Raw genomic sequence first — 17200 nt, forward strand, 5'->3', positions numbered from 1 at the left:
TCAGCCCGCCAAGGCGATCCGGCCGCCCCCGTCTGGCCTTTCGCCGGGGATGGCGGCGACCAGTTCGCGGGTGTAGGCGGAAGTCGGGTCCAGGAAGATCTGCGAGGGCTGCCCCCGCTCGACGATCTTGCCCTTGTGCATGACCACGATCTCGTCGCAGATCTGGCTCGCGACACGCAGGTCATGCGTGATGAAGACCATCGAGACGCCGGTTTCGCGCTGGATGTCATCGAGAAGCTTCAGGATCTGGGCCTGAATCGAGACGTCGAGTGCCGAGACGGCCTCGTCGGCCACGAGCAGCTTCGGCCTGAACATCAAGGCCCGGGCGATGCCGATACGTTGCCGCTGCCCGCCGGAGAATTCGTGCGGATAGCGATCGAACGCTCCACCATCGAGACCGACGCGCTTCAAGAGCGCGCGGGCCTCGTCCCTGGCCTCGGCATAGGGCGTGCCATGCGCGACGGGACCGACCGTCAGAATCCGGCCGATCGTGGAACGCGGGTTCAGCGAAGCCGAAGGGTCCTGGAACACCATCTGGATCCGGGGCCGCAGTCGCCGGAACTCCGGTTCCGGCATCCTCGCGATGTCGGTCCCCTCGAAGACGATCCGCCCCCCGTCGCTGTCCATCAGCTTGAGCAGCAGCCGGCCGAGCGACGACTTGCCCGAGCCGCTTTCGCCGACGATGCCCAGCGTCTGCCCGGCCGCCAGATCGAAGGACACCTCGTTGACCGCCGCGACCTCGCGCAGGGTCCCCATGAACGCACTGCCGCTGCGGTAGGTTTTGAGCAGGCCCTCGACCTTCAGGACCGGCTCGCTCGCGGCGACATCGAGCGCCGGGCGGTTCTGGCCCGTCAGATGCGGGACCGCGGCGATCAGACGCTGCGTATAGGGATGGCTCGGCGTCTTGAGCACCTTGTCCGCGCTGCCCTGCTCGACGATCTGCCCCTTCTCCATCACGACGACGCTGTCGGCGATCTCCGACACGACGCCGAAATCATGGGTGATGAACATCACGCTCATGTTCTTGCGGCGCTGGATGTCCCGGATCAGCTTGAGGATCTGGGCCTGGGTCGTCACGTCCAAGGCGGTCGTCGGCTCGTCCGCGATCAGGATGGAGGGCTCCAGGGCGAGCGCCATCGCGATCATGACCCGCTGGCGCTGCCCGCCCGACAATCTGAACGGATATTGCTGATAGGTGAGCTCCGGGCTCGGCAGGCCGACTTCGGTCAGGAGTTCGAGCGTGCGTTCGCGCCGCGTCTGCGGCGTTCCGACCCCGTGCACCGCCAGAACCTCGTCAACCTGTTGGCCCACCGTCATCAGCGGATTCAAGGCGGACAACGGATCTTGGAAGATCATCGAGACGACCCTGCCCCGGATCTCGCGGAGCCTGTCGGGCGGCAGGCCGACGATATTCTGTCCTTCGAGCAGGATCTCGCCGGCCGTCACACGGATAGACCGAGGAAGAAGCCCCATGACGGCATTGGCGGAAACCGATTTGCCGGAACCGGATTCCCCGATGATGCAGAGGATTTGACCGCGTCTCAGATCGAACGAAACGTCGCTGACGGCGTGCGCCCGCTCCATATTGCGCGGCAGACTGAGCGTCAGGCCGCGAATCGCAAGCGCGACATCTTGGGCAGCCCCAGTCGTTTTGCCAGCGCTCATGGGGCTGCGGCTCCTTTCAGGACGTTGCGATCGAGACAGCTCGTAATTGCCGATCCCCCATGGTCACCCAACCGCTCCGGCAGAATTTGTCGAAAGGGCCAACCTCAACAGCAGAAAGCATCGCCAGAACGACGACCGGCAGAGTTATGCGACGCGCCCTTATCCGCCGAAGCACGCGCTGGCGGCGGTGCAGGCTCTGCTGTCGCGATTTCTCGGGAATCAGTGCGGGCAACGGGCCATCATCGCGCGTTGCAGAGGCGCACCCATCTTCGGGCCTGCCCGGTCTCGAGGCGACCACCAAGGCCGGACGCGGCACCAGGCACGGCGGCCCTGCCCCGGACCATGCTGCCGGCTTTATCCGCCGGTCAGCGCCAGCTGCATCTTTCGCGCCTCGAAGGGCTGCCTCAGGACGATCCGGTTCGAGAACTTGATGATGCCGATGTCGAGCTCAAGGAGATTGTCGAGGATCGCACTGAAATCGGCGATGCTCGGGGCGACGATTTTGAGGATGTAGTCGCATCCGCCGGTCACGTTGTAGCACTCGATAATCTCCGGGCAGCGCTCGGCCGCCGCCTCGAACAGCCGGAAACTGTCGCGCCGATGCTCGCTGATCGTGATTTCGGTGAAGGCCGTGATGAAATGCCCCAGCCGCGCAAGGTCGATCACGGCATCGAAGCCGCGGATCACGCCGGATTCCTGCAGGCGTTTCATTCGGGCGAGGCAAGGGCTCGGCGTCAGCCCGACCGCCGCGGCCAGCTCGACATTCGAGCAATGGCCATTGCGCTGAAGGTGATCGAGGATCTTAAGGTCGAACCGGTCGAGTGAAACGAGAGATCCCATGGCTCGATGATAGTCCTGGAGCGAGCGGCGTACCAGAAACAGTCCGGCGACGATGGGGCTGGTTCGGAAGACGGCCCCGGTTCAAGCGGGGCAGGAGGCGACCGCAGCCTGGAGCGAAACGAGAAAACGGTCCACGTGCTCCGCCTGGCAGACCAGCGGGGGTCGGACCTTGAGCGTGTCCTCGTTTGCCCCGGTGGTGCTGATCAGCACGCCGTCATCGCGCATCGCGTTGACGACATCGAGTGCCATGGCGCGCCGCTGCGATGCAGACATGCCGTCATGGCCGATGTCGATGCCGAAGAACAGACCGGCATGGCGAACCGCCAGAATGCCGCTCGACGCGCCCGCGATCCGCTGCAGACCCTGGCTCAGCCGCTCGCCCATGGCGACGACGCTGTCGAGGATGCGATCGCGCTGCAGGATCGTGAGAACCGCGTCGGCTGTCGCGATGCCGACGGTGTTTCCGGCGAATGTATTGGAATAGCGGGCGGTGGCGCCGAAGCGATCCATGGCCGCATGCCGGCCGACGACCCCGCCGATCGGAAAGCCGTTGCCCATCGGCTTGCCGAGGGTGACCAGATCCGGCACCACGGCGTGCCGCTCGAAGCCCCACATATGATCGCCCGTTCGCCCGAAGCCGGGCTGAACCTCGTCGGCGATGAAGAGCCCGCCCGCCTCTCGCACCGCCGCGATGGCGCCCGCAATGAACCCCGGCGGATCGATCCAGACGCCGTCGCTCGAGAAGATGCTGTCGATCAGAATGGCCGCGACGCCGATTCCGCGCCGGTCGAGATCCTTGATCGCGGCTCTCACCTGCGCCTCGAAGAATGCGGGCGCCTCCGCTTCCGCGACGCCGGCAGGCCCGGGCAGCGCGATCATGCGCACCGAGGGGCTGAGCTTGACCGCCTCGCCGAGATTCGGCGAAACCATCGCGGCGGCGGCGCTCGTGCCATGATAGGCATAGGACGAGACGATGACGCCATCCTTGCCGCTGACCAGCCGCGCGATCCTCAAGGCGAGATCGTTGGATTCGCTGCCCGTGCAGGTGAAGACGACGCGGTCGAGCTCCGTCGGGAATGTCGCGACCAGCCGCTCGGCATAATCGACCAGCCTCGGCTCGAGATAGCGGGTATTGGCGCTGATGCGCCCGGCCTGCTCGGCCATCGCCGCATTGACCTCGGGATTGCAGTGCCCGAGCGAGGGGACGTTGTTGTAGAAATCGAGATAGGCGCGGCCGTCGGGGTCGTACAGCCACATTCCCTCGCCCCGGACGAAGTGAACGGGGCGCCGATATTGAAGGCGATAGGACGAGCCGAGCACCTTGTCGCGGCGAGCGATCAGACCCGCCTCGCGCTCTGCGAGATCGGCTTCGCCGGGCATGTAGCGGTTCGGCATGAGATCGACGGACATCCGTTTGGCCTATCACATGGCAAGAGGGTTGGGAGCGGGAAGCAGCGAAACGACTGCGACGACGGCTGACGGCGCGGCCTCCCCGGGTGTCATGAGGAAGCCGCTTCGGCAACGATCGTCCGCGCGGCCTCCCTATCGAGGCGGGACAGGATCGACAGCCCATTCTCGGCTCGAGCGACGTTCTTATTGATATAGGCCGCATGCTCCGGAAAGAGGTGCGACCGCCAGGCATTGATCAGGATCAGCGCGCTCTGGCGCGCCTTCATCAACCCGACGAGTAGATCAGTCTCGAGCGGCGAGAGCGGGCAGACCGAGGCGTATCCGGCGATCAGGCTCTCCGCGCCGCCGAGCGGCAGCGCAGGGTCGCTCACCATGTGGCTGGCTGCGATGGCGAGATCCTGGATTCGCGGTCCCCGGCAGCCATCGCCGAAATCGATGAAGGCAACACCGTCCTCGGCGAGCAGCATGTTGAACGGGCTCGGATCGTTGTGCGTGACCTGCCAGTCGAGGGCGCCGATCCTGGGCTCGACCGTGGCGAGGTAGTCCCAAAGCGCTGCCTGGACCGCATCCGCCGTCCGGCCCGGCGCCAGATAACGCTGGAACGCGGCAAGCCGGGGCCAGCAGCCGATCTGCCACAGCACGGGCCTGTCGACGGCCGGCAGGCCGTGTGCGTCGCGCAGGGCAATGTCGAGATGAGCCAGCGCCTCTCCCGCATGTCGAGCCGCTTCGGGAGACATCGGCGTCTGGCGGAGGGGCTGGCCCGCGAGCCGGGTCTGAAGGTAGCCGGACAACCCATCCTGCCGGAACGTCAAGTCTCCGCGAACTGTCCGGATCACCTGCGGCGAGAGGAAACCATGGGACTTCTCGACCGCGCTGATCGCGGCGGACTGGAAGCGAAAGCTGTCGATCGCCTCGATCCGGGGCGATGCCTTCAGGATCAGCCGAAGGGAATCGGGAAGGAGGACCTCGGCGGTGCTCTCGACCTCCGACGACAGCAGCTCGATGCGCCCGCTCAGCCCGTAATGGCGCATCAGAACCTCGGCCAGAAGACCGTCGTCGAGCGCGACGGGAGCCGTGGCGAGAACGGCCGCGGCCGCGTCGAAATAGGCGTCCCGCCCGCCTGCCGGCGCCGAGCTGCGCTCAACGGCCGTCTGCCGGTCGGCCTCATCGGAAGCCGGCGAGCCGGGCGCCGTCCTCATGACGGCCTCGCAATCGTGGGCAATGCTCGACCTCGCCTGAAGGATGGTTCGCACATCCATTTTGATAAGGTCGTAACGCTCGCAAGAACTGCCGAAATCGCGGCCTCGCGAGCGCAAAATTCCGCTCCGACCCAGGCTTCGGCAGAATGTTCGGCCCGGCGACGCGCGGCCGGAGGCAACCAAGACACCGACCAGTGGAGTGCGGGACATCGGCCGCCAGCAGCACCCAATGACAGAGCTGCGGCCTAGTAGCTGATTCGGCCGTCGATGATCCGGGTTTGCATTCCAAACGGTTGTTCTCCCAGCATATTTAGGCCGGGCCGGCTGACGGCAGCCATGGGAAGCTTCGTGGCCATTCTGGTCGCGGAGCCGGCGAGATTGACCGATCCGGCGGCGATGGCCTGTACGCGGCTGGCCAGATCGGCGGGATCGGACTGCAACGACTGCCCGGATAGGCGCCGCCCCAGCAGGGCGATGATTTCGGGACTGTCGGCGAACGCATTATGGCCGAGCGCGTCGTTCGAGTTTGAGGCGCTGGTATCGATTACGGTGATGCCGAGCTGCTTGATCGCATCCGCATAGGGGGCGGGATCGGCGCCTCCAACGCGGTTGACGCCGCCCGAGAGCCAGCGCGAGACTTCGAGAGCCTTGTCACTGGTCGATGTGAAGATGGTGAAGTGCGGGCGCTTCGCCCCCATCTCGATCATCTGGCGCCGGAACACGTCGACGTCGATGTCCGGCGATGCGAGAACGACGTTATCGACCTTGGTGGGAATGCTCCCCTTGCGCATAGCGACGCCTCGCAGCGCTTCCATCGCGAGCCAGGTTCCCATGGAATGCGCGAGGATCGTGATCTCGCCGACATCCGGGCTTTTCGACGCCTCGATGATCAGGTCTTCCAGGGCGCTCCGCGAATAGGTGGTGCTCTCCTTGTCGTAGAGATAGTCGAAGACATTGGCGCGCGAGGGCCAGGTGAACAGGATCGGAGCCGCCGTGATCCCGGCATCATGCTTGAGCTGGGCGAGGCGAAAGACGGCGTCAGCATAGGTGTTGTTGAAGCCGTGGACGAAGATGAGCGCCTGCCGCTTGGCGTTGCGATTCCTGCGAAACCAGTCGAGCATCTGCCGCTCGGACTGCGCCTTGCGGACGCCGAGCACCGCGAACTCCCGCTCCGGATTCGCCTCGGCCTGCGCTGGCCACTGGATCTCCCCGGCCCTGCGGTTGCGATCGGGCGGGATCGAAACCTCGATGCTGTCGAAAGAGATCGCGTCGCCGCGCTCGCCGGAATAGAGCAGGCCCGGATCCTGCGCCGCCTGACGCGTCGTCACGGCGAGGATGTCGACCCGGCTGGTGTCTGCCGCAGCCGCCGACACCGGGCGGAGGACGCTTTCCTGCCGCGTCGCGCAGGCTGTGAGCAGCGCGAGGGCGGCGAAGAGCGAGACGGCCCGCACCAGGCGCAACCGGGCGGAAGCCGGGCGGCGCGGAGGGCGCGGATCGGCGGCGATGCGATGCTCGATCATCTCGAACCCGGCTCCATGAGGTCGCGGCGCGCGTCGGCTCAGTGCGCCGGCGCAGGCGCGGCAGTCTCCTGCCCGGAGGTCTCGGGCTCGCCCTGTCCCTTCGGCTCCTCGAAGCGGAACCAGGCGACATAGAGCGCCGGCAGGAACAGCAGCGTCAGCACCGTTCCGACGATGATCCCGCCCATCATGGCGTAGGCCATCGGGCCCCAGAACACCTCGCGCGCGATCGGGATCAGCGCCAGGCTCGCGGCCGCCGCCGTCAGCATGATCGGGCGCATGCGGTGCTCCGTCGCCTCGACCACGGCCGACCAGCCATCCCTGCCCTCCTCGCGCAGATGCTCGATCTGGATGACGAGGATGACGGAGTTGCGGATCAGGATGCCGATCAGCGCCAGCACGCCGAGGATGGCGACAAAGCCGAGCGGCGCGCCGCTGGGCACGAGCGCGGCAACCACGCCGATCAATCCCAGAGGCGCGACGATGACGACGAGGAACAGCCGCTGGAAGCTCTGGAGCTGGATCATCAGGATCGTCGCCATCGCAAACAGCATCAGCGGGACGATCGCGACGATCGGGCCCTGGCCCTTGGCGCTCTCCTCGACCGCGCCGCCGGTGACGATCTTGTAGCCGGCGGGCAAGGTCTCGCTGATCCGGGTCAGGGCCGGGGCGAGCTGCTGGACGACGGTCGCCGGCTGCAACGCCGTCGTGACGCTCGCCTTCACCGTGACGGTCGGCAGGCGGCCGCGCCGCCAGACGACCGGCTGCTCGGATTCGTAGCGGAAATTGGCAACCGCAGCGAGCGGCACGGTTTTTCCGGCGCTGGTCTGGATCTGCAGGTTCTGCAGCGTGTCGATCGAGGAGCGCTCGTTGTCGAGCGCCCGGCCGACGACATTGATCAGATAGATGCTGTCGCGCACCTGCGTCACCGTCGCGCCGCCGACGATGCTGTTCAGCGCCGTCGCGATCGTCTCGGAGGTGATGCCGAGCTGGGCCGCCTTGTCCTGCAGCACATCGACCTTCACGACGCGGCCGGGCTCGTTCCAGTCATAGACGATGTCGCCGAGATTGGGGTTCTGCCCGAGCGTGCTCGCGACGTTCTGCGCCAGCGTCCTGACCGTCTGGATGTCGGGTCCGCTGACGCGATACTGCACCGGACGGCCCACGGGCGGGCCGATGTCGAGCAGATGCACGAAGGCGTCGGTGCCGACGAATTCGCGCGCGATGATGTCGTCGAGCTTGGTGCGCAGCCGCTCCCGCGCCGCCAGATCATGGGTCACGATGACGATCTGGCCGAAATTCGGGCTGGCAGGCTGCACATCATAGGACAGCACGAAGCGCATTGCGCCCTGGCCGACATAGGACGACCAGCGCTCGATATCCGGCTCGCCGACGAGCGCGATCTTCTCGAAGCGGTCCATCTGGGCGCGGGTCTCGGTGATCGAGGCATTCTGCGCCACCGTCCAGTCGACGATCAGCTCGCGCCGGTCCGATGAGGGGAAGAACTGCTGCTGGACGAACCGCATGGCACCGACCGAGAGGGCGAACATCAGCACGGTCGCGGCGATGGTCAGCCATTTCCGGCGCACGCAGAGGCGCAGCAGCGCGTTGAAGGCGCGGGTGAAGCGGCCGGGCCCATCATGATGCTGCTTCATCGTCTTGGGCAGCAGGGTGACGCCGAGCAGTGGCGCGAAGAGCACCGCGACCACCCAGGAGACCAGCAGCGAGACCGCGATCACGACGAAGAGCGTGAAGGTGAATTCGCCGGCCGCGCTGCCGTTGAGGCCGACGGGGATGAAGCTCGCCACCGTCACCAGCGTGCCCGTCAGCATCGGGAAGGCGGTCGAGGTATAGACGTAGGTCGCAGCCTTGGTGAGCGTGTCGCCGACCTCGAGCCGCGCCACCATCATCTCGACCGCGATCATCGCGTCGTCGACCAGCAGGCCGAGCGCGATGATCAGCGCGCCGAGCGAGATGCGCTGCAGCGAGATGCCGAAGATCTCCATGAAGACGAAGGTGATGGCGAGCACGAGCGGGATCGTCAGCGCCACGACGAGCCCGGCCCGCATGCCCAGGCTGACGAAGCTGACGATCAGCACGATCGCAACCGCCTCGAACAGCGCCTTGGTGAAGCCGCCGACGGCTTCCTCGACGATGGCAGGCTGGTCGGAGACCAGATGCACGCCGATGCCGATCGGCAATTCGTTCTCGATCTTCGTCATCTCGGCCTTCAGCGCCTCGCCGAAATGCAGGAGATTGGCGTTCGGCTTCATGCCGATGGCCAGCCCGATCGCCGGCTTGCCGTCGACGCGGAAGAGCGAAGTCGGCGGGTCGACATAGCCGCGGCTGATGGTGGCGACGTCGCCCAGGCGAAAGAAACGGTCGTTGATCCGCAGGTTGATCGCCCGCAGGCTGTCCTCGGAGGTGAATTGCCCGCCGACGCGCACACTGATGCGCTCGCCCTTTGCCTCGATCGTGCCCGACGGCGCGATCGCGTTCTGCGCCCGGATGGTGTCGACCACGAGCTGCTGGGTCAGGCCCAGCGCCGCGATCTGGCGCGTCGAGAATTCGAGATAGATCACCTCGTCCTGCGCGCCGACAAGATCGACCTTGCCGACATTGGGCACGGTCAGAACCTTGGCGCGGACATCCTCGACATAGTCGCGCAATTGCCGCTGGCTGAAGCCGTCTGCGGTGAAGGCGTAGATGTTGCCGTAGACGTCGCCGAAATTGTCGTTGAAGCTCGGACCGACGACCCCATCGGGGAACTGGCTCTTGATGTCCCCGATCATGTTGCGGATCTTGACCCAGATCGCGGGGATGTCCTTGGCCTTGGTCGTGTCCTTGAGGTTGACGAAGATCGTCGTCTGCCCGGGCATGTTGAGGCTCTTGGCGTAGTCGAAGGAGTCGAGCTCCTCGAGCTTCTTCTCGATGCGGTCGGTGACCTGGCCGATCACGTCCTCCACGGTCGCGCCGGGCCAGCGCGCCTGGATGATCATCGTCTTGATGGTGAAATCGGGATCTTCCGCCCGGCCGAGGTTGAAATAGGAGAACAGCCCGGCGAGCGAGGCCACGATCATGAAATACCAGACGAGCGAGCGGTGCTGCAGCGCCCAATCGGAGAGGTTGAAGCGCTTCACCGGGCGGCTCCTTCATCGAACTTGACGCTCTGTCCTTCGGACAGGCTGTTGACGCCGGCGACGACGATGCGCGCGCCAGCCGCCAACTGCCCGACGATCCGGGCCTTGCCATTGATCCGTTCCGCCACCTCGACGGCGAAGGAGCGGACCGTTCCGGTACCCGGGTCGAGCAGCCAGACGAACGTCTTGCCGTCCCGCTCGAGAAGCGCGGCGGCCGGGATGTCGAACACCGCCTGCGCCGCTGCGGGCATCGTCGGCAGCACGGTGACGGTGGCGCCCAGCCGGAAGGCATCGACGCTCTGGTCGAGCGTGATCTTGACCCGGCGCGTGCGCGTCGCGGCATCGGCCTGCGGGCCGATCTCGCGCAGCTTGCCGGTCGCGGTGACGGACGGATCCGCCTGCAGACGGATCGCGAAGGGCTCGCCCTGGCGCAGGGAGCGCGCCGTGGCATCGGGAATATCGACGACGGCCTCCCGGATGTCGGTACGCGCGATCGTCATGACCTTCTGGCCGGCCGTGACCATCTGGCCGACCTCGGCGTTGACGCTGGTGACCACGCCGGCCTCGTCCGCCGTCAGGGCCGCATAGCCGCGCTGCTCGCGCGCCTTGTCGAGGCTGGCCTGAGCCTGCTTCACGCCGGCGCTTGCAGCCTCCAGGGACTGTTTGGCCGTATCGAGATCGGCCTGGTTCGCGATCTGCTTGGCAAACAGGGTGCTGATCCTGGCCTCGGCGGCAGAGGCGTTCGCGAGCTGCGCCTGCGCCTTGGCGAGATCAGCCTCGCTGCCGCGCACGGTAAGATCCAGCAACTGGGGATCGATCTGCGCCAGCGCCTGCCCCGGGGCGACGACGTCGCCGATATCGACCTGGCGCGAGATCAGGCGGCCGAGCACGCGAAAGCCGCGATCGGTCTGGAAACGCGGCTGGATCGTGCCCGCAAAGCCGACATCCTGGTCTTCCTGCGGCTTGACCACGACGGAGAGAACGGGGCGCGGCACCGTCTTCGTCTTGGTGGCGTCGCCCTCGGCATTGCAGCCGGCCAGCGCGCAGACGACGGCCGCGGTGGAGAGGAGAACGAGCGCGCGCCTCATTTCTTGGTCTCCTCGCGGGGCTGCGCATCCGGCAGCAGCGGCTTCACGATCTGGCCCGGCCTGAGCAATTGCGTGCCGGCCGTCACGACAATGTCGCCGGCCTCCAGCCCATCGCGGACCAGCAGCTCGCCCGTCCGGTAGCTGTCGACCGTGATCGGCCTGATCGCGGCGGCATGGCTGCGCGGGTCGACCGTCCAGACGGCGGGCTTGCCGTTCTCGGTGAAGAAGGCGCTCGCCGGCAGCGCGAAGACATTGTCGGGCTTGAACCGGCCGATTCCGGTGACGGCCGCGCCCAGGGTCATGGCGGGAGGTGGCGCGTCGATCGAAATCTTGACGCGAACGGTTCCCGTCGCGGGATCGATGGCGGGGGCGACCTCACGGACCTTGCCGGTCGCGCGCACGGCCGGGTTGGAGACGAGCGCGAGCTCGATGGTGTCGTCGGCCGGGCGCTGGGCCAGGAGCCCCTCATAGACATCGAAGACCGCATCGCGCTCGCCATCGCGGGCGATGGTGAAAACCGCCTGCGCCGCCTCGACCACCTGCCCGGCCTCGGCGTTGCGCGCGACCACGACGCCCGAGGCGTCCGCGGTCAAGGACGTATAGACGAGCTGCTCCCTGGCCGTTCCCAGATTGGAGCGGGCCGCGTCGAGCGTCGCGCGGGCGGCCTGCATCGCCTGCTGGGCATTGTCGTAATTGGTCTGCGTGGTGAAACCGTTGGCGAGCAGGGATTTCTGACGCTCGAAGGCGGCCGTCGTCTGGCGCAGGGTCGCCTCGGCCGACTGGACGCCGGCCGTCATGGAGGCGAGGTCAGCCGTCTGCTCCTGCGATTCCAGCCGCGCAAGAACCTGCCCCGCCTCGACATGATCGCCGATCTCGACGAAGCGTTCGGCGATGCGGCCGGTGAAGCGGAAGGCGAGATCGCTCTGGACGCGCGCCTTCACCTCGCCCGTCAGTGCGACCGACAGGGCGTGCTGCGACGCGGATACGCGCTCGGCCTTGACGGACATCGGCGCCCGCGCAGAGGGGTTTTTCTCCTCGCCGCAGGCAGCGAGGACCATGGCAAGACCAACCAGAAGGCCGGCGGTGGATCGTCCAGGGAAGCGAAGCGGCCATCGCATCGGCATCGGTCACCCATGTCAAAATTGAACTGAACCGTTCAGTTTTGACATTTGCTTGAGTGGGCGGCATATGTCAATCATGAACTGAACGGTTCAGTTTAGAGAAAAATCAATGACCACACGCGCCCCGCCGCGAGGCGGTGGAACTCGAGATCCTCGGAGCGCCGGCCTCGCGCCGACCCAGCGCGATCGCAAGGTCGGCTCGATCCTGGCGGCCGCCCGCGCGCTCTTTCTCGACCACGGCTTTGACACGGTCAGCATGGACATGGTCGCTCGGCAGGCGCCGGTGTCGAAAGCGACACTCTATGCGCATTTCGCCAGCAAGGAAGAGCTGTTCACCGCCGTGGTCGTCGACGAGGCCGAGCGGATGACGGATGAGATCGGGCGGATCGTAACCGGCAGAAGCGATATTGCCGCTGTGCTCAAGCGCGTCGCCGAGAAGTTCGTCGACATCTTCCTATCGGAGCAGGCCATGTTCCTGCAGCGTGCCGTCATCGGCGTGGTGCCGCGATTTCCGTCGATCGGCGCCGCCATCTTCGAGAGCGGCCCCAAAGCGCTGACGGAGCACCTGGCGGCCTTCCTCGGCGAGGCCCATCGGGCAAGCAAGCTGCATGTTCCGAACCCGACGCTGGCGGCGAAGCAGTTCCTGAGCCTCGTCAGAGGCGATCTCGACATCACGCGCCTGCTGCTGCCTGCGGCGGTGCCGAGCCGGGCCGAGCTCGAGACGCAGATCAAGGCCGGGATCGACCTGTTCCTTCACTTTTACGCACCGTTCGAGACGTAGCAGCTGCCCGGCGCGCAGGCGCCTCAACCCGGAACGACGGCCGTCGGAGGAAGCGCTTCGCAGCGGCTTGAAAACAGGCGTTCTCCGATAAAATCGACGAAGACGCGGACCTTCGGCGAGAGATTGCGGCTGGAGGGCCAGATCAGGCTGAAATGGCCGGGAGCGTCGATGTGTTCGTCGAGCAGGGTGTGCAGCTCGCCCTTCGCCAGCGGATCACGCGCCAGGAAATCCGGTATGCAGCCGATACCGAGGCCAGCGATGGTTGAGCCGCGCAGCGCCTCCATGTTGTTGCAGGTCAAGACCGTGCGTGTGCGCAGCTCCGGTTCTCCAGCCGGCAGTGTGAGTGGCCATGCTTGAATCTTGCCGCTGTTGGGAAAACGGAAGCGGACACCGAGATGCCCGTCGAGGTCGCGCGGGCACTCTGGCTTACCGTGGCGCTCCAGATAGGATGGTGCGGCACAGAGCAGCAGCTGGAATGGGCGCAGCCGCCGCGCCATCAGGCGCGAATCCGGGAGATCTCCGCTGCGAATCGCGACATCGACGCCCTCGTCGATCAGATCGACGAGGCGGTCGTTGAAATCGAGATCGACCTCGATCTCGGGATAGCGCGCCATGAACTCCGGCAGAACCGGCAAGAGCAGATGATAGCTCACGATCGGCGTGCTGATCCGCAGGCGTCCACGCGGCACATCCATCGTGTGAGCGAGCATCGCGCGGGCATCGTCGAGATCGTCGAGAATGCGCCGGCAGCGCTCGTGAAAAGCGCGCCCCTCCTCGGTCAGGCGCAGGCTGCGCGTAGAACGCTGGAACAGGCGGATGCCGAGCTGCTGTTCGAGTTTGGTCACGGCCTTGCCGACCGCGGAGGCGGAAAGCCCGAGCACGCGCCCGGCCACGACAAAACTGCCGAAATCGGCGGTCCGGACGAAGGCCGTCAGGCCGGTCAGCGAATCCATCCTTACCCCCTCGATACGTGGTTATTCGAGCGAATTCTTCCGATATGATCGGAATATGAAGCCACTTGGCTCCAATTAGATCGATAATATCCTGTTTCGACCGCAAGGCGAGCGCCAGCTGGGGTCGCTGCGCCGTTGTCGAACAAGGCATCCAATCCATGACGCAAACCATCACGCGGCCGAGCACGGCCCGACAGGCGCTCGTGCTCCTTTCCGTCTGCCTTGCCGCCGCCGCGATGCCACTCACCTTCACGGGGCCGGCTGTGGCGCTTCCTGCCATCGGCAAAACGCTGGGCGGCAGCCCGATCGCACTCAACTGGGTCACCAACGCCTTCATGCTGACCTTCGGATCGAGCCTGATGGCAGCGGGCGGGCTCGCGGATGCCTATGGCCGCAAGCGCCTCTTCCTCATCGGCGTCGGCGCATTCGGGATGATCTCCGCGGCACTCGCCGTTGCACCCGACATCCTCTGGTTCGATCTGGGGCGGGCGGCCCAGGGCATCGCCGCGGCGGCCGCCTTTTCCGGCGGCATGGCGGCACTCGCGCAGGAATTCGAGGGGCGCGCGCGCATCCGTGCCTTCAGCATCGTCGGCACGAGCTTTGGTGTCGGCCTTGCCTTCGGACCGATCGCGTCGGGATTAATGATCGATGCCTTCGGCTGGCGCAGCATCTTTGGGCTCGTGGTCGTTCTGGCCGCGCTCGCCCTGGCGCTCGGGGCACGCTTCCTGCGCGAAACGCGCGACCCGGACGCCACCGGACTCGACTGGCCGGGCGCCCTCTCCTTCACCCTGGCCCTGGCGCTCTTTACCTATGGCGTCCTGCTGGCGCCGGAGCGCGGCTGGGCCGAGCCGACCGTGATGACCCTGTTGGCGGGCTCCGCCGCGCTCTTCATCGCCTTCGGCGTGATCGAACGGCGCGTCGCTCGGCCGATGCTCGACCTCACCTTGTTCCGCTACCCCCGCTTCGTCGGGGTGCAACTGCTCGCGGCGGCGCCGGCCTATGCCTTCGTCGTGCTGCTGATCCTGCTGCCGGTGCGTTTTATCGGCATCGAGGGCCTGAGCGAGATCGCTGCCGGCCGGCTGATGATCGCACTCTCCGCACCTTTGCTGGCTCTCCCTTTCGCGGCTGGCCTGCTGACGCGCTGGTTCGCACCGGCGGCGATCTGCGGCGTCGGCTTGTTGATCTGCGCTGTCGGCTTGTTCTGGCTGAGCCGCATGCCGCTCGGAAGCGAGACAATGGGTGTCGCCATGCCAATGGCCCTGATCGGCATCGGCATCAGCCTCCCCTGGGGGCTGATGGACGGGCTTGCCGTCAGCGTCGTGCCCAAGGAGCGCGCCGGCATGGCAACCGGCATTTTCAGCACCACCCGTGTGGCCGGCGAAGGTGTGGCGCTCGCCGTGGTCAGCGCCGTGTTATCCGCCTTGACAGCGGGGCATCTGGCGGCTGGTGCGGCGGCGGCCCATGCCGGCCCGGCGGCCCAGCTGCTCGTCACCGGCGATATCGTGGCCGCGGCCGCCCTGCCGCTGATGAGCCGCGCGGCGCTCATGCAAAGCTATGGCGACGCCTTCGCGACATTGCTCCTGATGCTCTGCGCCATCACGATCCTCACCGCGATCGTCGTCTTCGCTTTCCTCGGCCGGAGGGCGGAAACGGGAACCGAGCCAGTGGTGGAGAGGGAAGAGCGCCTCTGCACATCGCAAGCCTGACCCGGCTCGCCACCCGCGGCACGCCCAGGACGACAAGGGCGCCGCAAGCCGCGAGTGGCTTGCGGCGCCCTGATCAGCAAGTTCTCGCTCTTGATTCAGCGGTCGCTAGAAATATTGAACAATCGTCGACCTCTCCATAGGTCGATATACTTATTTTGCTGAAGGTATTGATTGCCAGCCTGAATTGAACCCGAATGCTGGCCAGCACGATTGATCCGGCCGCCGGGGCTGAGGGCGACGCGGACCAGACCCATCTGCCCTTCGAAGATCGGGCGCGGTCGCACTGTTCCAGCCTGTCCTGAGAGCGCATCATGACATCGAGAAACGAGAATTTCGCGGCCCTGGTCGGCAATACGCCGCTCCTCGAACTGGGCCGCTTCGCAGAAGAGCTGAAGCTCGGCGCCCGTATCCTGGCCAAGATCGAGTATCTGAACCCCGCCGGCAGCATCAAGGACCGGACGGCCTGGGGCCTCATCCGCGAGGCCGAGGAGAGCGGCCGGTTGAAGCCCGGCCAGCAGATCGTCGACCTGACCAGCGGCAATACCGGGATCGGGCTCGCGGCGCTGGCCGCGGCACGCGGCTATCCTTCGAAATTCTACCTGCGCAACACGATCAGCGAGGACAAGCTCAAGCTGCTCGCTCATTACGGCGCCGAGATCGTCCTGATCGACAACAGCGTCTTCCTCGAACCCGGCGCCATCCACGCGATCATCGATCGGGTGCGCCGCGAGAATCCGGACGCCTATTACACCAATCAGCGCGCCAATCCGGCCAATCCGCGCGTCCATTTCGAGACGACGGGCCCCGAGATCTGGCGGGATACAGCCGGGGAAGTCGATATCTTCGTGGCGGCCGTCGGCACCGGCGGCACGATCTCCGGCACGGGGCGCTTCCTGAAGCAACAGAACCCGGAGGTGCAGGTCGTCGTCGTCGAGCCCGGCCCCGCCTCGGTGCCCTCGCTGGACGCTCCCTATCCGGACAGCATCGAGGGCGTCCACAAGGTGACGGAGGTCGAGCCCGGCTACCTGCCAGAGAATTTCGACGCTTCCGTCGTCGACGAGGTGATCGTCACCGAGACGGCGCAGGCGCGGGACTTCGCGCGGATCCTGGCGCAGCGCGAAGGCATCCTGGCCGGGACGTCGTCGGGCGCGGTGCTGTTCGCCGCCACGACGCTCGCAAGGCGGCCCGAAAATGCCGGCAAGACGATCGTCGCCATCGTCGCCGATAGCGGCGAGCGCTATCTCAGCCCGCCGAAGCTCGGGCCCGCCCTTTCGAGCGAGGTGGGGGCGCCCGCTCTGGAAGCCGCCACGGCCTGACACCCGCTCGATGCGGCGACGATGTCGATCGCCTCGCCGCTTCGCCGGATACAAAACAAATCATCGCTTCCTGTCACGCAAAACGCATATTCTGTTTCATTGCCAATAATAATAACCCGAGCAATAATCTTGAACGCGACGGCGCTTTCAGCGTCTTCGCCGCGGGATTTGCTGGAGCAGCTTGCGCCGCGTCAACAACGCTAAAAGCACCACGATGTCTCGTGGGCTCCTTTTGTTTTGGAGACGCGAATGTCCATGACGTTCAGCACTGCAGAATCGGCGGCAAGCCTGCTCTTCCACCGGCGGCTCTGACCTTCGGTACCCGAAGCCGGGCCGCCTTTGCGCGCCCGCCTCGATCCCATTCACAACCCGGGCAACGCGATCTCGTGCCAGCCGCCATGGCGGCTGCACGACCGGAAAAGCGCGCCTGCCCCGATTCCCTCATCAAGCCAGATCGGGACGCC

At 66.1% G+C, this 17200-nt stretch carries 12 protein-coding genes; 3 read left to right on the forward strand and 9 right to left on the reverse strand.

The features are described from left to right. From GGC47_RS00390 to GGC47_RS00425, 8 genes are all read right to left on the reverse strand, one after another. Positions 1–1665 carry an ABC transporter ATP-binding protein gene (locus tag GGC47_RS00390; protein WP_038362005.1) on the reverse strand — a complete coding sequence of 555 codons (1665 nt, stop codon included), beginning with the start codon at positions 1663–1665 and terminating at the stop codon, positions 1–3. Between the two features lie 354 nt (positions 1666–2019). Next, positions 2020–2505, reverse strand: coding sequence for an Lrp/AsnC family transcriptional regulator (locus tag GGC47_RS00395; RefSeq protein WP_038362002.1), 486 nt, complete (start codon positions 2503–2505; stop codon positions 2020–2022). A gap of 81 nt (positions 2506–2586) precedes the next feature. Next, a complete protein-coding gene (locus GGC47_RS00400; RefSeq protein WP_142020479.1) occupies positions 2587–3915 on the reverse strand; it encodes an aspartate aminotransferase family protein in 1329 nt (442 codons plus the stop codon). Between the two features lie 89 nt (positions 3916–4004). Continuing rightward, on the reverse strand, positions 4005–5114 hold the full coding sequence (locus GGC47_RS00405; RefSeq protein WP_142020568.1) for a phosphotransferase enzyme family protein: 1110 nt from the start codon (positions 5112–5114) through the stop codon (positions 4005–4007). 245 nt (positions 5115–5359) lie between these two features. Continuing rightward, on the reverse strand, positions 5360–6634 hold the full coding sequence (locus GGC47_RS00410; protein ID WP_142020478.1) for an alpha/beta hydrolase: 1275 nt from the start codon (positions 6632–6634) through the stop codon (positions 5360–5362). A gap of 38 nt (positions 6635–6672) precedes the next feature. Continuing rightward, positions 6673–9771 (reverse strand): efflux RND transporter permease subunit, encoded by a 3099-nt coding sequence (locus GGC47_RS00415; RefSeq protein ID WP_142020477.1) that lies wholly within the window; start codon positions 9769–9771, stop codon positions 6673–6675. Further along, entirely contained in the window at positions 9768–10859 is a 1092-nt protein-coding gene (locus GGC47_RS00420; protein WP_142020476.1) for an efflux RND transporter periplasmic adaptor subunit, read from the reverse strand. Before GGC47_RS00420 ends, GGC47_RS00415 begins: the two co-directional genes overlap by 4 nt. After that, entirely contained in the window at positions 10856–11866 is a 1011-nt protein-coding gene (locus GGC47_RS00425) for an efflux RND transporter periplasmic adaptor subunit (protein WP_429066433.1), read from the reverse strand. The genes GGC47_RS00420 and GGC47_RS00425 overlap by 4 nt, the downstream gene beginning before the upstream one ends. A gap of 223 nt (positions 11867–12089) precedes the next feature. On the opposite strand from GGC47_RS00425, the gene GGC47_RS00430 reads away from it, so the two are divergent. Further along, on the forward strand, positions 12090–12761 hold the full coding sequence (locus GGC47_RS00430) for a TetR/AcrR family transcriptional regulator (RefSeq protein ID WP_142020474.1): 672 nt from the start codon (positions 12090–12092) through the stop codon (positions 12759–12761). Positions 12762–12784: 23 nt separating this feature from the next. Here GGC47_RS00430 and GGC47_RS00435 read toward each other — a convergent pair whose 3' ends face one another. Further along, complete coding sequence (locus tag GGC47_RS00435) at positions 12785–13714, reverse strand: LysR family transcriptional regulator (protein ID WP_038361990.1); 930 nt, start codon at positions 13712–13714, stop codon at positions 12785–12787. A 158-nt stretch (positions 13715–13872) separates the two neighbouring features. Between GGC47_RS00435 and GGC47_RS00440 the strand changes: the two genes are divergently transcribed. Both GGC47_RS00440 and GGC47_RS00445 read left to right on the forward strand, forming a co-directional pair. After that, a complete protein-coding gene (locus GGC47_RS00440) occupies positions 13873–15420 on the forward strand; it encodes an MFS transporter (RefSeq protein WP_142020473.1) in 1548 nt (515 codons plus the stop codon). A 311-nt stretch (positions 15421–15731) separates the two neighbouring features. Continuing rightward, entirely contained in the window at positions 15732–16736 is a 1005-nt protein-coding gene (locus tag GGC47_RS00445; protein WP_142020472.1) for a PLP-dependent cysteine synthase family protein, read from the forward strand. Positions 16737–17200 lie beyond the last annotated feature (464 nt).

Origin of the sequence: Allobosea sp. OAE752 (genome assembly GCF_050433265.1) — a bacterium.
Classification (GTDB): Bacteria; Pseudomonadota; Alphaproteobacteria; order Rhizobiales; family Beijerinckiaceae; genus Allobosea; species Allobosea spartocytisi.